Here is a 14404-nt window from a genome sequence, read left to right as displayed (position 1 = left end):
CGGGCCTGGAAAAGCCGGACGAAGGCGTGATCCGGCGCGAGTGTCGGATTTCGTTTCCACTTGGCTTCATGGGCGGGGTGATCAACCGCCTCTCGGCGCTTGAGAATTCCCGCTATATCGCAAGGCTCTACGGGCTTGATCCCGATTACATCGAATCCTTCTGCCGCTGGATGTGCAATCTGGGCGAATATTTCGACCAGCCGCTTGGCACCTATTCATCGGGGATGCGGGCGCGGTTCACGTTTTCGCTGATGCTGGCGCTTGATTTCGATATGTACCTGATTGACGAGGGCATGCCCGGCTCAACGGATGTTGAATTCAACCGCAAAGCCGGTGAAATCCTGAAAGAGCGCTTGCGCACCACGACTGTGATCATCGTCTCGCACCAACCCGAGACGCTTGAAAAATTCGCCCGCTCTGCTGCGGTTCTGATGGGCGGGCAACTGTATATGTTTGATACCTTGGAAGAGGCGAAGCACCTTTATGACTACGAAACCCAAGGCTAGAAAATTCCGCATCAGGCGCAACCCCGCGCCACAGCAGGCCGACGCCACGGCGCCCTTTGTGGCGCCGGTCGACACTGCCGCCGCGCAATCCCCCGCCCCACAAACCGACACGCCCCCTACGCCGCAGGCCGGGGCCGAAATACATCACGGCCAGGTCACGTCGGCGCGCGAAATGAACAGCGCCCAGACGATTGACGAGATCCGCAAAGAGGGTCTGACCGGTCGGCAATTGCGCATGGCGCGGCGTATGGCGCAGAAGCACGGGCTTGCCCCGACCTCGGATTTCGATGCTGTGCGTCTGTTGCGGGTGCGTGGCATAGATCCGTTCCAGCGCGCCAATATCCTTGAGCTTGTCGCCACCGACGGGCGGGCCCAGGCCAATCCCGGCGACGCTGTGGCAGAGGGTGCGGTCGGGTCTGACCATCGCGTGCAACTGCCGCAGACCATGCCGATGGCCCGCCAGACCCTGCCCAGCACCGACCTGAGCCCGGCCGACCGGCGCGCCGAAGAAATCATGGCGATCCAGCGCGATATCAGCCGCCGCCGCCGCCGAAAGCTTATGCTGTTGATGTCGCGGCTGATGGCCTTTGTGATGCTGCCGACGATTGTGGTGGGCTATTATTTCTATGCGATCGCAACGCCGATGTATTCGACCAAATCCGCCTTTCTGATCCTGTCTGCCGATGGCGGCGGAAGCGGCGGCCGGCTTGGCGGTCTGTTGCCAAGCCAGTTCGCCACCGGGCAGGATGCTATTGCCACGCAGGAATATCTGCAATCCAAGGATGCGATGCTCCGGCTTGACGCCGATGTCGGCTTTCGCGCCCATTTCAGCCAGCCCTGGATCGACGCGCTTCAGCGGCTGGAGCCGGATGCAAGCAATGAATCCGCCTATAGCCTCTACAAGAAATACGTCAAACTCGGCTATGATCCGACTGAGGGCGTCATCCGTATGGAAGTGTCCACCGCCGACCCTGCGGTCAGTGCCGAGTTCTCCGAACACCTGATCGCCTATGCCGAAGAACGCGTTGACGAGCTTAGCCAGGAAAAGCGCCAGGATGCCGTCAAGACCGCGATCGAAAGCCTCGATCAGGCCAAGGCCGATCGCCGCTCTGCGCAGCAGATGCTTGTGTCATTGCAGGAAGGCAGCATTCTTGATCCCGAAGGCGAGATCGCTGGCATCCGCAGCCTGATCAGCACAGTCGAACTTCAGTTGCAGGAAAAGCAGCTGGCCCTCAACGTTCAGCTCAACAACGCCCGGCCCAATCGCGCAAAGGTCGAGGCGCTTGAAAGCGAGATTGAGATCCTTCAATCCGAGCTTGCAAGGCAAAAGGCCCGCCTGACGCAGGCAACCGATGGCGGAAGCTCTCTGGCGTCCAAAACCGCCGCGATCCAGATGGCCCAGGCCGATCTGGCAACCGCCGATCTGGTGCTGCAATCGGCCCTCGAAGCCAAGCGCCAGTCTGAAATCGAGGCCAACAAGCAGGTCCGCTATCTCACGGTCAGCGTGCGCCCCCTGCCCTCGCAGGATGCGTCTTATCCGCGGGCCTTTGAAAACACGATACTGGCCTTCCTGATCTTTTCTGGTATCTACCTGATGATCTCACTTACCGCATCCGTACTGCGTGAACAGGTATCGTCATAAAGATGAAAACAATCGAATTGAACGGGCTTGCCATTGCCAATGACCGGCCCCTGACGCTGATTGCCGGCCCATGCCAGCTTGAATCCACCGACCACGCCCAGATGATCGCCGGCACCCTGCAAGAGGCCTGCGCCGCCTTCGGTGCACAGCTGATCTTCAAGGGCAGCTTTGACAAGGCCAACCGCACCTCGCTTTCGGGAAAGCGCGGGCTTGGCGTTGACGAAGGTCTCAAGGTATTGCAATCGGTCAAGGAGGCGCTCGGGCTGGCGGTGTTGACCGACATCCACCTGCCCGATCAATGCGCGCCGGTGGCCGAGGTTGCTGACGTGTTGCAGATCCCTGCCTTTCTCTGCCGCCAGACCGACCTTCTGATCGCCGCGGGCGAAACCGGCACCGTGGTCAATGTCAAAAAAGGCCAGTTCCTGGCGCCCTGGGACATGCCCAACGTCGTGTCCAAGATTGAAAGCACCGGCAATACCCGGATCATGCTGACCGAACGCGGCACCTCGTTTGGCTATAACACCCTTGTCGCCGACATGCGTGGATTGCCGCAGATGGCCGCCACCGGATATCCGGTGGTGATGGATGCCACCCATTCGGTGCAACAACCCGGTGGCAAGGGCGGTTCGACCGGCGGACAGCGCGAATTTGCGCCCGTCATGGCGCGCGCTGCGGTCTCGCTTGGCGTTGCCGCGGTCTTCATCGAAACCCACGAAGACCCGGATAACGCGCCCTCGGATGGGCCCAACATGATCCCGCTGGCGCAGATGCCCGAACTGATCAGCACGTTGATGCAATTTGATCGGCTGGCCAAGGCCAACCCGATCCACCTTTGACAGACAGAGAGATTGCCGTGACCAAACCAAGGCCCGATGTCGCCCCGAACACCTGGGAATTCCTGCGCGATGCGATGATCACCCCCACGGGGTTTCGCGAATATGACGCCCGCTGGAAATACCCCGACCAGATCAACCTGCCGGGGATCACAGCGCTTGGCCTTGGTCTTGGCACCCAGATGCAGGCACGCGGCATCGCCCCGGTCATCGCGGTCGCCAATGACTATCGCGACTATTCCCTGTCGATCAAGAACGCGCTGATGCTTGGCCTGATGCAGGCCGGGATTACCGTCAAGGACATCGGCCCTGCGGTTAGCCCGATGGCCTATTTTTCGCAGTTCCACCTTGATGTGCCCGCCGTCGCCATGGTCACCGCAAGCCATAACCCAAATGGCTGGACCGGGGTCAAGATGGGCTTTGAGCGCCCCCTGACCCATGGCCCCGACGAGATGTCGGAACTGCGCGACATCGTGCTTGAGGGCCGCGGCGTGCCGCGCCCCGGCGGTGCCTATGAATTCGTCGACGGTGTGCGCGAGGCCTATCTTGACGACCTCGTCGGAGATTTCCGCATGAGCCGCAAACTGCGCGTGGTCTGCGCCACCGGCAACGGCACCGCATCGGCCTTTGCACCAGAGCTGTTTGAACGCATCGGCGTCGAGGTGGTACCAAGCCATAACACGCTGGATTATACATTCCCGCATTACAATCCGAACCCCGAAGCAATGGAAATGCTGCATGACATGGCCGCCAGCGTGCGCGCCACGGGTGCCGATTTCGCGCTCGGCTTTGACGGTGACGGCGACCGCTGCGGCGTGGTCGATGACGAGGGCGAGGAAATCTTCGCCGACAAGGTGGGCGTGATCATGGCCCGTGACCTCTCGAAACTCTACCCCGGCGCCACCTTCGTGGCCGATGTCAAATCGACCGGGCTGTTTGCCTCCGATCCCGAGTTGATCAGGAACGGGGTCAAGGCGGATTACTGGAAAACCGGCCACAGCCACATGAAACGCCGCGTCAAAGAGCTGGGCGCGCTGGCGGGGTTTGAAAAATCCGGTCACTACTTCCTCGCCGAGCCAATTGGCCGGGGCTATGATTGCGGCCTGCGCGTCGCGGTGGAAATCTGCAAGCTGATGGATCGCAACCCCGATATGTCGATGTCCGACCTGCGCCGCGCCCTGCCGCAAACCTGGGCCACACCGACCATGTCGCCCTATTGCGCCGATACCGAAAAATACGCCGTGCTCGACCGGCTGGTCGCCAAACTGGTCGCCAAACACGAGGCCGGCGAACCGCTGGCAGGCCACCCGATCAAAGAGGTGGTCACCGTCAACGGCGCGCGCGTCATTCTCGACAACGGCAGTTGGGGATTGGTGCGCGCCTCATCCAACACCCCCAATCTGGTGGTGGTCTGCGAAAGCTCGCAATCCGAGTCCGAAATGCGCGCCATCTTTGCCGATATCGATGCGGTCATCCGTACCGAACCGCTGGTCGGCGATTACGATCAGACGATCTGACTTTCTTCTTGCCCTAAATATCCCGGGGGGTGTGGGGGGCAGCGCCCCCCATCCGGTCGGATCGCCAAAGGTGATCCGAACATAAAACGCCCGACCTAGGCCGCCAGACCGCGCCCCTTCAAAAGCGCCTCGACTCCGGGAAGCCGCCCGCGAAACGCGCAATAGAGGACCTCGGCATCCTCTGATCCGCCGCGCGACAGGATATGCGCCTCAAGCGCGCGGGCGCGCTCCGGATCAAAGGCGCCGCCGGCCTCTTCAAAGGCGGCAAAGGCGTCGGCATCCATCACCTCCGACCACATATAGCTGTAATAGCCGCTGGAATATCCGTCGCCCGAGAACACATGCGCGAAATGCGGGCTGGCGTGGCGCATGGTGATCGCCTGTGGCATGCCCAACTCGTCCAGAACTTCGGCCTGCCGCGCCATAAGGTCCGCGGGTGGCGCCCCCTCGTGAAACGCCAGATCGACCAGCGCCGAGGCAACATATTCCACCGTCTGAAACCCCATGTCGAAATTCGTCGCCTTCAGCATCTTGTCAAGCAGGTCACGTGGCATCGCCGCGCCGGTTTCCACATGGGTCGCGTATTGCTCAAGCACCTCCGGCACCTCAAGCCAATGCTCGTAAAGCTGACTCGGCAATTCGACGAAATCACGCGCCACCGATGTGCCCGACACACTTTCATAGGTCACATCCGACAGCATCTGATGCAGCGCATGGCCGAATTCATGAAACAGCGTGCGCGCATCGTCGTAAGACAACAACGCCGGGTTTCCCTTGGCGAAATTGCATACGTTGATCACCACCGGCCCCTGCACCTCGGGCCATTTCGCCTGCCCCCGCATCGCCGAACACCAGGCCCCGGAGCGCTTTGAGCCGCGTGCGAAATAGTCGCCGATAAACACCGCCACATGCTTGCCCCCGCGCGTCACTTCCCAGGCGCGGCAATCGGCATGATAAAGCGGCACATCCAGCGCCTTGAATTCCAGCCCGAACAACCGGTTGGCACAGCCGAACGCCGCCTCGATCATCCGCTCCAGCGACAGGTACGGCTTTAACGCCGTTTCCTGCAAATCGTGCTCGGCCTGTCGCCGCTTTTCCGCGTAATAGCGCCAGTCCCATGGCTCAAGCGTGCCATTGATGCCATCGTCGCGCAACATCGCGGTCAACACCTCTGCATCCGCCTCGGCCTGCACCTTGGCCGGCTCCCAGACCGCCATCAACAGCTCACGCGCCGCCTCGGGCGTCTTGGCCATTTCGGTTTCAAGCTTGAAGGCCGCAAAGCTGTCATAGTCCAAAAGCCGCGCCCGCTCGGCGCGCAGGGCAAGGATCTCTTCGGCGACGGCACGATTGTCCCCCTCGCCGCCATTGGCGCCACGCGCCGCCCAGGCCTGAAACGCGCGCCGACGCAAATCGCGGCGTGGCGAGAATTGCAAAAACGGCGTGATCAACGAGCGCGACAGCGTGACAACCGGCCCCGCAAGGCCCTTTTCCTGCCCCGCCGCACGCGCCGTATCCACCACGAAATCCGGAAGCCCGGCAAGATCGTCCTCGGACAACTCCATATGCCAAGCGGCCTCATCCGCCAGCAGGTTTTGCGTAAACGCCGTGCCCAGAACCGACAGCCGCGACATGATCTCGCGCATGCGCCTGTCTTCTGCCCCGTCAAGTCCCGCCCCCGCCCGGCGAAAGCCGCGATGGCTCAGCATCAGGACCCGAGCCTGCTCCGGCGTCAACGCAAGCGTCTCGCGCGCCGCCCAGAGTGTCTCGATCCGCGCAAAAAGCGCCTTGTTGCCGTAGACCTCCGAAGAATGCGCCGCCAGTTTCGGGCCGAAATCGCGTTGCAATTCCTGACGCCTTGGATTGCTGTCGGCCCCGGCCAGCGTGAAGAACACCGATAGCACCCGGTCAAGATCCTTGCCCGAGGCCTCCAGCGCCTCGATCGTATTGGCGAATGTCGGCGCCTCGGGATTGGCGGCAATCGCCTCGATCTCGGCGCGCGCGGCACTCAGCGCCACCTCGAAGGCAGGCGCGAAATCCTCGTCCCCGATCGCCGCGAAAGGCGCCAGATCAAACGGTGTCTTCCACTCAGCCAGCAACGGGTTTGTCATCGCGTTCTCCTTTGGTGCCACAGATCGGGCAGGTTTCTCTTGGGCTCAGCCCGATCTTGCGGCTCTCGCCGTAAAGCGCGTCATAGATCAGCATCTCACCGCGCAGCGCCTGCCCCGCCCCGGTGATGATCTTGATCGCCTCGCCCGCCATCATCGCACCGACAACCCCCGGCAAGGGCCCCAACACGCCCGCCTCGGAACAGGACGGCGCAAGGCCCGGCGCCGGGGCCTCTGGAAAGATGCACTGGTAACAGGGCGCGCCGCGCGCCGGATCAAACACGCTCAGCTGACCTTCCCATTGCGACAAAGCGCCGGAAATCAACGGGATAGACAATTCTGCGGCAATGCGATTGGAAAGGTAGCGGGTCGCGAAATTATCCGTTCCGTCAAGGATCAGATCATAATCGGCGAAAAGTTCCTGCGCGATCTCGGGCGTCAGGCGCCGCTGATAGGGACGCACCGTCACATGCGGGTTCTGCGCATGCATCGCCGCGGCGGCCGACTGCACCTTGGGCAGGCCGATATCCTCATCGCGGTGGATCACCTGGCGCTGAAGGTTGGAATTGTCGACCTCGTCATCGTCGATAACCCCAATCACGCCAACCCCCGCCGCCGCAAGATAAAGCAGCACGGGCGAGCCAAGCCCGCCCGCGCCGATCACAAGAACCCGCGCCTCCTTCAGGGCCTTTTGCCCCGGCCCGCCGATTTCACGCAACACGATATGGCGGGCATAGCGGTCAAGTTCGGCCTCGCTGAAAAGCGGTTTGCGCCCTGTATCGCCGTTCCTGCCTGTCGCATCGGCTTGTTCCTTCGCCCGCGCCCGCGCCCGCAACCGGCCCAATCCGGCACGGTAAACAAAGCCGATCGCGACCGCTCCTCCCAGCATCAGCCAAAGCGCGGCACTCTCGCCCGTGGCAAGGCGCAGCGGGTGCCCCTGCGGCAACAACAGGTGAAGCCCGACTACCGCCAGCCACAACACACCGATCATGCCCCAGCGCAACCGCCGGGGCGTGCCAAGCGCCGCCCCGATGCCCCAAAGCACCGCCGCCATGATCAAAACCAGCATCATCAGGATACCCCGGTCGATCCAAACCCGCCCTGCCCGCGCGTGGTCTCGTCAAGCGTTTCAACCAGCTCAAAACGCGCCTGCACCACGGGTGCAACTACCATTTGTGCAATCCGCGCGCCGTGGTCTATATGAAACGCCTCCTGTCCGGCATTCATCAAGATCACGCCCAAGGGTCCACGATAATCGGCGTCAATCGTACCGGGGCTGTTTGGCAGGGTGATCCCATGCTTGAGCGCCAGACCCGAGCGTGGCCTGATCTGCACCTCAAACCCCACCGGAATGGCCAGCCGCAGCCCCGTCGGCACAAGCGCCCGCGCCCCCGGAGCAAGCGTCAGCCCACCACGCCCCTCCGCAGGAAAATTCGCGCGCAGATCGGCCCCCGCCGCCCCCGCAGTCTCGTATGACGGCAAACCAAGCGACCGGTCCGCCGCCTCTTCCCACACCATTGAAACGGTAAGCAAAGGCCCCACTTTCATCTTTCCATAAATACTCAATCTCCGCCCGGAAGCGCCTGGGCGATCCGCTCGGCAAGCTTTTGCGCGACCTCGGCCTTTGGCATCCGGGGCCAGGCTTCGGCACTCTCGGCACGAATGAGGGTGACCGCGTTTTCGGTGCCCCCCATGATGCCGGTGCCATACCCCACATCATTGGCGACGATCCAGTCACAGCCCTTGCGCGCGCGCTTGGCCGTGGCGTTTTCGATCACGTCATCGGTTTCGGCGGCAAAGCCGACCACAAGCCCCGGCCGCCCGGCCTTCATCTGGCTGACGCGCGCCAGGATGTCCGGGTTTTCGGCAAACTCCAGCCTGGGCAGCCCGCCCTTGGTTTTCTTGAGCTTCGACTCGCTCGCCCCGGCCACATGCCAATCGGCCACGGCAGCGGCAAAAATCGCGGCTTCGACCGGAAGCGCAGCCTCGACCGCCGCAAGCATCTCTTTCGCGGTCTCGACACGCACCACCTCAACCCCGTCGGGCGGCGGCACGCTGGCGGGGCCGGTGACAAAAACAACCTCGGCCCCAAGCGCGCTCAGCGCGCGGGCCAGGGCCGTGCCCTGCGCACCGGACGAACGATTGGCGATATAGCGCACCGGATCAATCGGCTCGTGCGTGGGGCCAGAGGTGACCAGCACGCGGCGCCCCTTCAGGGGGCCATCGGTCAGGGCCGCGTGCACAGCGGCAACAATTTCCGGCACCTCGGCCATGCGCCCCGGCCCGTGCTCGCCGCAGGCCATATCGCCCTCATTGGGACCGACAAAACCGATACCATCGCCACGAAGCACCGCAAGATTGCGCTGCGTCGCCGCATGCTGCCACATCCGCACATTCATCGAAGGCGCAATCAGAACCGGCGTATCCGTGGCCAACAACAGCGTCGCGGCGAGATCATCCGCCCGACCGCCCGCCATCTTCGCCATCAGATCGGCTGTGGCCGGGGCGACCACGATAAGGTCAGCACTTCGGCTTAGCTCGATATGGCCCATCTCGGCCTCGTCCGTGAGATCGAACAGGTCCTGATACACCTTGCGCCCGGCCAGCGCCGAGACCGACAAAGGCGTGACGAATTGCGCTCCCGCAGCGGTCAAAACAGGCGTCACGACTGCGCCCTGCTCGCGCAGACGCCGGATCAGGTCAAGCGATTTGAACGCTGCAATACCGCCCCCAATGATCAGAAGAATGCGTTTTTTTTCCAGCATGGGCGCGTTCCTTGTTCAGCCGTTCAGACACTAGGGCGTGGCCCTCGGGGTGACAAGGGGCAGCGCGCCGCGGCCAACGCCTGTTTCGCGAGGCGCGCAGGAAAGGGCGCGAATAGCTACCTGAAGGCCGCGCAGGGGTCGGGCCGATCCACCGCATCAGCCGAGATGACCTCATCGAATACCCCCTCAAGCGGGCGGTCGTCTTCGGTCTGCCCGACAACATGCAGGTCAAGCCCGGTACGCGCAGACGACAGGATCGCAGGCATGCCCCAGTCGCGCCGCGCGTGACCATTGCCGGTGATCACCGCCACCGGCCCGCCCGTTTCCTCAAGGGCCTCGATCACCGCCCGCGCCAGAACGGCATCGCGCAGGCGCTGGATGTCGACCATGCCGGGCAGGATAGCATCCGGAATCGCGTCACAATGCGCCGCCATCTGCATGGCTTCGCGGGCCTCCTGTTCGTCAACGGACAACGGATGATCCAGTCCGAAACGCCCCGCATCCGGCCCGAAACTGGCTGCAAGACCCGCCTCAAGAACCGCGCGCGCTTTCGCCCTTGGGACAAGTGCGCCATAGATGGCGGCCTCTGGGGCGGCGGTGAAAATCGGATGATACATCGCGAAATCGGGCCAGCCGCTTTCGCCCCAGTCAAGCGCCGCCTCCAACGCCGCCCGATCGCCGCGCAAGGCGGGTGTCACGCGCGCCGCCTGCGCGGGCGTGAGCATTTCAAACACGATCGCGGCTGGCTTTAAGTGTTCGACCCGATTGGCCTGAACCGCATGATGGGCCGGGTTGTCATGAACCTCACCAATAACCAAGACATCCTGTGCCGTCACAGGCAGGGCCATGCTCAGGCCAAGAAGAAAAGCGGCAACTTGCGGGATCATGCCAACAGGTTGTGCACCTCGGCCCCATGCTTTTCAAGGTGTTTGCGCATTTTCTGAAACGCCGCCGCTTCAAGCTGGCGCACCCGTTCCTTGGACAGGTCAAGCTCGGTGCCAAGGCTTTCAAGGGTGCGCGGCGCATCGCGCAACTTGCGTTCGCGCACGATGAACCGCTCGCGCTCATTGAGATTTTGCATCGCATCGGTAAGCCACAGCCGCAATGCGCCCAAATCATGATCCTGCTCGACAAGCTGATCGCCGCGCGGGCCGTCATCCTCAAGCGTGTCGATCCACTCGCGCCCCTCATCCTCTGAGGACTGCGTGGCATTCAGCGAAAAGTCAGACCCCGAGAGCCGCCCCTGCATCATCTCGACATCGCGCAGCGGTACACCGACCTCATGCGCGATCATCTCGCGCAGCTGATGGCCATCAAGCTCTTCCCCATTGGCCATTGCCTCGCGTTCAAGCCGGGCCTGAACGCGACGCATGTTGAAAAACAGCGATTTCTGGCTGCTGGTGCTGCCGGTGCGCACCATAGACCAGTTGCGCATCACATAGTCCTGAATGCTGGCCTTGATCCACCAGACCGCATAGGTCGAAAACCGCACGCCCCGATCCGGATCGAACTTGTCCGCCGCCTTCATAAGGCCAAGGCCGGCTTCTTGGATAAGGTCGCTCATCGGCGCACCGTAGCGGCGGAATTTTGACGCCATTGAAATCGCCAGCCGCATATAGGCGGTGATCAGCCGGTGAAGCGCCTCTTCGTCACGCCGGTCGCGCCAGGCATAGGCCAGCGCCAATTCGGTCTCGGCATCCAGCATTTCCGCTTTCATTGCCGTGCGGGCCATGGAACTGCTTTGCGGTGCGTCAAGTGGCATCCTATTTCCCCCTGTCAGGCGGCATCAGACATTTGCGCCCTTTCTTGGTTTCTCGCAGGGTGCTACGGATCATCCATTGGATCGGATCAAAATAAGTGGGGGCGCTGGTGCTGACTCTGCCGGATTTAACCTTGGTTCTGGGCGGGGCCGCCTCGGGCAAATCGACCTTTGCCGAGGGGCTTGTCCTGCGATCCGGTCGCCCGCGGGCCTATCTGGCCACGGCTCAGACCTTTGACGACGAAATGCGCGCCAAGGTGGAGCGCCATCAAACCATGCGCGGCGACGGCTGGCGCACGATCGAGGCACCGCTGGATCTTGCGCCGGCGCTGGCAGGCGCGCGCGCCGACGAGGCGGTGCTTCTGGATTGCGCCACCATGTGGCTCAGCAATCACATGCTGGCCGAGAGCGATTTTGCAGCGGCCGAAACCGCCCTCTTCGCGGCACTCACGCAATGCGCCGCCCCGGTGGTGGTGGTCAGCAACGAGGTCGGCCTCTCGGTCGTTCCCGAGAACGCCCTCGCCCGCCGCTTTCGCGAGGCGCAGGGCCGTTTGAATCAGCGGCTTGCGGCAGAGGCCTCGCTTGTCGTCAACGTCATCGCCGGTTTGCCGCAGGTCCTGAAGGGCCACCTGCCATGAGCCGGTTCTACTGGGTTCGGCACGGGCCGACCCATGCGAAATCCATGGTCGGCTGGTCCGATTTGCCGGCCGACCTGAGTGACACCGCACAGATTGCGCGCCTTTCGGCGCATCTTCCAGAGGATGCGCTTGTGATCTCGTCAGATCTGATACGCGCCCGCGCCACCGCCGATGCGATCACTGGCAGGCGCACCCGCCTTCCCGATGATCCCGACCTGCGCGAAATCCATTTCGGTGACTGGGAATTGCAGGTGTTTGACAAGGTCGCAGATCAGGACCACCTGCGCGCCTTCTGGGAACAACCGGGCGACATCGCGCCCCCCGGCGGCGAAAGCTGGCATCAGGTTTCAAACCGCGTCAGCGCCAGCGCTGCCCGCCTTTTGGCCGCCCATCCCGGTCGCGATATCATCGCCGTCGCCCACTTCGGCGCAATCCTGACACAGGTGCAACAGGCCCTCTCGCTCAGCGCCTATGACGCCTTCGCCCACCGGATCGAGAACCTCTCGGTGACGGAACTGCACTGGCAAGGCGACCGCTGGCGGGCCCGGACAATAAATCACCTTCCGTGATGATGCCCCGCACGTATTTTCGTTATGCGCAGCCCGCCCCGCCGGCTAGACTGACCCGATGACATATCAGCTTATCCTCGGCGATTTCGCCTATTCCTCCTGGTCATTGCGCGGCTGGCTTCTGCTTGATCGCTTCGGCCTGCCCTATGAAACCCGGCTGCTCGATTTCAACGCCGCCGCAAGCGTCGCCGATCAACTTGCCGACGTCCCCCCGGCGCGCACGGTGCCGACCCTGATAACGCCCGAGGGCGCGGTCGTATCGGAATCGCTCGCCATGGCCGAAGAACTGGCCAGCCGGCACCCAGAGGCGGGCCTCTGGCCAGGCGATCCCCTGGCGCGCGCCACGGCGCGCACCCTTGCCGCCGAGATGCATGCTGGCTTCACCACCCTGCGCAACGATTGCCCGATGAACATGCGCCTTGCCTATCGCGGGGTTTCCCCCTCTGCGGCGCTTCTCGCCGACCTTGCCCGGCTCGACCTGATCTGGGATCACGCCCGCAGCGCGACAAGGCCTGCGGGCCCTTGGCTTTGTGGCGACTATAGCGCGGCGGATGCATTCTTTGCCCCCGTGGCGGCGCGGATTGCGGGGTATAGCCTTCCGGTGTCGGACTCGGCCCGCGCCTATGTCACGGCCCACCTGAACGATCCCGCCTTTCGCCGCTGGCGCGCCATGGGACTTGTGCATGGCGGCCACCTCGATCGCTATGCCCGCGATCATGCCACAACCGACTGGCCCGGCCCCGCCCCGCGCCCGGCAAAGGCGCTGGACACCGGCACGCCGGAAAATGACAGATGCCCTTATTCGGGCAATCCCGTCACGCATCTGATGCAGACAGAGGGCCGAATTTTCGGATTCTGCAACGCGTTTTGCCGCGACAAAACCACCGCCGACCCCGATGCATGGCCCGCCTTTACCGCGCTGCGTGACGCGAACTAGCCCCCAACTTTCATCTTTCCAGAAATACTCCCCGGGGACTTTAACCTTTCTTAAACCACCTGCGCGCTAGGCATTAACCATGTTTCAATGCGGGATCGGGGAGAGGCATGGTCGCACGCGCCTATACGGTGGCCTTTGAAGGGGTCGAGGCCAAACCGGTCGAGGTGCAATGCGCCGTCACCCCCGGACTTCCCGCGTTTTCACTGGTCGGCCTGCCGGACAAGGCTGTCTCCGAGGCCCGCGACCGGGTGCGCACGGCGCTGTCGTCCATGGCGATCGCCCTGCCGTCCAAACGTATCACCATCAACCTCTCACCCGCCGATATGCCGAAAGAAGGCAGCCATTTCGACCTGCCGATCGCGCTTGCCCTTCTGGCCGCCCTCGAAATCGTCCCGAAGGACGCCGTCGAGGGGACCATGGCCCTTGGCGAACTGTCGCTCGACGGATCCCTGATTGCGGTTCTTGGCGCCCTGCCCGCCGCCATGACCGCCGCCGAAGAGGGCCGGATGCTGCTCTGCCCTAGGGCCTCGGGCCCCGAGGCCGCGTGGGTCGGCTCGGTTCAGGTGATCGGCGCGGCCAACCTGGCCGATGTGGTCCGCCACTACACCGGTCAGGCACCGATCCCGCCTGCCGATCCCGGTGAGGTAATCGCGCCCCCTCCAGGGCGCGATCTGCGGGATGTCAAAGGCCAGGAACGTGCCAAGCGCGCACTCGAAATCGCTGCGGCAGGGCGCCACCACCTGATGATGGTCGGCACGCCCGGCTCTGGCAAATCCATGCTGGCGGCGCGTCTGCCGGGCATCCTGCCGCCGCTTACCCCGGCCGAAGCGCTGGAAACCTCGATGATCCACTCGCTGGCCGGGCTGTTAAACGAGGGCGGCATCAGCCGCACGCGCCCCTTTCGCGAACCCCATCACACCGCTTCGATGGCAGCGATTGTCGGCGGTGGTCGCCGCGCCAGCCCCGGCGAAATCAGCCTGGCCCATAACGGCGTTCTGTTCATGGATGAGTTTCCCGAATTCCCCCGCGGCGTTCTGGAAACCCTGCGCCAGCCGATCGAGACCGGCGAGGTCATGGTCGCGCGCGCCAACGCCCATGTGAAATATCCCTGCCGGTTCATGCTGGTGGCCGCC

Annotated in this window: 14 protein-coding genes; 8 read left to right on the top strand and 6 right to left on the bottom strand. The window is 63.2% G+C overall.

Translation table 11 applies throughout. From position 1 onward, the window contains the following. The 4 genes from QZ522_RS12665 to QZ522_RS12650 all read left to right on the top strand — a co-directional run. Window positions 1-506: ABC transporter (locus tag QZ522_RS12665; protein ID WP_294612003.1), on the top strand; the 506-nt coding region annotated here is incomplete at its 5' end. Then, window positions 484-2148 (top strand): capsule biosynthesis protein, encoded by a 1665-nt coding sequence (locus QZ522_RS12660; protein ID WP_294612000.1) that lies wholly within the window; start codon window positions 484-486, stop codon window positions 2146-2148. The genes QZ522_RS12665 and QZ522_RS12660, both read left to right, overlap by 23 nt. Window positions 2149-2150: 2 nt before the next feature. Continuing rightward, complete coding sequence (gene kdsA / locus QZ522_RS12655; protein WP_294611997.1) at window positions 2151-2984, top strand: 3-deoxy-8-phosphooctulonate synthase; 834 nt, start codon at window positions 2151-2153, stop codon at window positions 2982-2984. 17 nt (window positions 2985-3001) lie between these two features. Then, window positions 3002-4498: a phosphomannomutase/phosphoglucomutase gene (locus QZ522_RS12650; protein ID WP_294611994.1), complete on the top strand. Its 1497-nt coding sequence runs from the start codon at window positions 3002-3004 to the stop codon at window positions 4496-4498. Between the two features lie 95 nt (window positions 4499-4593). Here QZ522_RS12650 and QZ522_RS12645 read toward each other — a convergent pair whose 3' ends face one another. From QZ522_RS12645 to QZ522_RS12620, 6 genes are all read right to left on the bottom strand, one after another. Next, window positions 4594-6606, bottom strand: coding sequence for a M3 family metallopeptidase (locus QZ522_RS12645; protein WP_294611991.1), 2013 nt, complete (start codon window positions 6604-6606; stop codon window positions 4594-4596). Then, on the bottom strand, window positions 6584-7675 hold the full coding sequence (locus QZ522_RS12640) for a HesA/MoeB/ThiF family protein (RefSeq protein WP_294611988.1): 1092 nt from the start codon (window positions 7673-7675) through the stop codon (window positions 6584-6586). The genes QZ522_RS12645 and QZ522_RS12640 overlap by 23 nt, the downstream gene beginning before the upstream one ends. Then, a complete protein-coding gene (gene dut / locus QZ522_RS12635) occupies window positions 7675-8136 on the bottom strand; it encodes a dUTP diphosphatase (RefSeq protein ID WP_294611985.1) in 462 nt (153 codons plus the stop codon). The genes QZ522_RS12640 and dut overlap by 1 nt, the downstream gene beginning before the upstream one ends. Window positions 8137-8165: 29 nt before the next feature. Beyond that, window positions 8166-9368 carry a bifunctional phosphopantothenoylcysteine decarboxylase/phosphopantothenate--cysteine ligase CoaBC gene (gene coaBC / locus QZ522_RS12630; protein ID WP_294611981.1) on the bottom strand — a complete coding sequence of 401 codons (1203 nt, stop codon included), beginning with the start codon at window positions 9366-9368 and terminating at the stop codon, window positions 8166-8168. Between the two features lie 116 nt (window positions 9369-9484). Beyond that, window positions 9485-10255: a ChaN family lipoprotein gene (locus QZ522_RS12625; protein WP_294611978.1), complete on the bottom strand. Its 771-nt coding sequence runs from the start codon at window positions 10253-10255 to the stop codon at window positions 9485-9487. Continuing rightward, the gene (locus QZ522_RS12620; protein ID WP_294611975.1) at window positions 10252-11130 is read right to left on the bottom strand and encodes an RNA polymerase factor sigma-32; all 879 of its coding nucleotides are present in this window, start codon (window positions 11128-11130) and stop codon (window positions 10252-10254) included. The genes QZ522_RS12625 and QZ522_RS12620 overlap by 4 nt, the downstream gene beginning before the upstream one ends. 104 nt (window positions 11131-11234) lie before the next feature. Between QZ522_RS12620 and cobU the strand changes: the two genes are divergently transcribed. The 4 genes from cobU to QZ522_RS12600 all read left to right on the top strand — a co-directional run. Beyond that, the gene (gene cobU, locus QZ522_RS12615) at window positions 11235-11765 is read left to right on the top strand and encodes a bifunctional adenosylcobinamide kinase/adenosylcobinamide-phosphate guanylyltransferase (protein WP_294612006.1); all 531 of its coding nucleotides are present in this window, start codon (window positions 11235-11237) and stop codon (window positions 11763-11765) included. Next, window positions 11762-12334 (top strand): histidine phosphatase family protein, encoded by a 573-nt coding sequence (locus QZ522_RS12610; RefSeq protein WP_294611973.1) that lies wholly within the window; start codon window positions 11762-11764, stop codon window positions 12332-12334. Before cobU ends, QZ522_RS12610 begins: the two co-directional genes overlap by 4 nt. A 58-nt stretch (window positions 12335-12392) precedes the next feature. Next, window positions 12393-13271 carry a glutathione S-transferase N-terminal domain-containing protein gene (locus QZ522_RS12605; protein WP_294611971.1) on the top strand — a complete coding sequence of 293 codons (879 nt, stop codon included), beginning with the start codon at window positions 12393-12395 and terminating at the stop codon, window positions 13269-13271. Window positions 13272-13378: 107 nt separating this feature from the next. Continuing rightward, window positions 13379-14404: YifB family Mg chelatase-like AAA ATPase (locus QZ522_RS12600; RefSeq protein WP_294611969.1), on the top strand; the 1026-nt coding region annotated here is incomplete at its 3' end.

The organism is uncultured Roseovarius sp. (assembly GCF_913054395.1).
GTDB lineage: Bacteria > Pseudomonadota > Alphaproteobacteria > Rhodobacterales > Rhodobacteraceae > Roseovarius.
This window is presented reverse-complemented; position numbering and strand designations above follow the sequence as displayed.

Excerpts from the sequence above, each read along its gene's own strand:
- QZ522_RS12605 (WP_294611971.1), top strand. The coding sequence starts at position 12,393 with ATGACATATCAGCTTATCCTCGGCGATTTCGCCTATTCCTCCTGGTCA.
- QZ522_RS12640 (WP_294611988.1), bottom strand. The coding sequence starts at position 7,675 with ATGATGCTGGTTTTGATCATGGCGGCGGTGCTTTGGGGCATCGGGGCG.
- QZ522_RS12660 (WP_294612000.1), top strand. The coding sequence starts at position 484 with ATGACTACGAAACCCAAGGCTAGAAAATTCCGCATCAGGCGCAACCCC.
- QZ522_RS12610 (WP_294611973.1), top strand. The coding sequence starts at position 11,762 with ATGAGCCGGTTCTACTGGGTTCGGCACGGGCCGACCCATGCGAAATCC.
- QZ522_RS12620 (WP_294611975.1), bottom strand. The coding sequence starts at position 11,130 with ATGCCACTTGACGCACCGCAAAGCAGTTCCATGGCCCGCACGGCAATG.
- coaBC (WP_294611981.1), bottom strand. The coding sequence starts at position 9,368 with ATGCTGGAAAAAAAACGCATTCTTCTGATCATTGGGGGCGGTATTGCA.
- kdsA (WP_294611997.1), top strand. The coding sequence starts at position 2,151 with ATGAAAACAATCGAATTGAACGGGCTTGCCATTGCCAATGACCGGCCC.
- QZ522_RS12645 (WP_294611991.1), bottom strand. The coding sequence starts at position 6,606 with ATGACAAACCCGTTGCTGGCTGAGTGGAAGACACCGTTTGATCTGGCG.
- QZ522_RS12625 (WP_294611978.1), bottom strand. The coding sequence starts at position 10,255 with ATGATCCCGCAAGTTGCCGCTTTTCTTCTTGGCCTGAGCATGGCCCTG.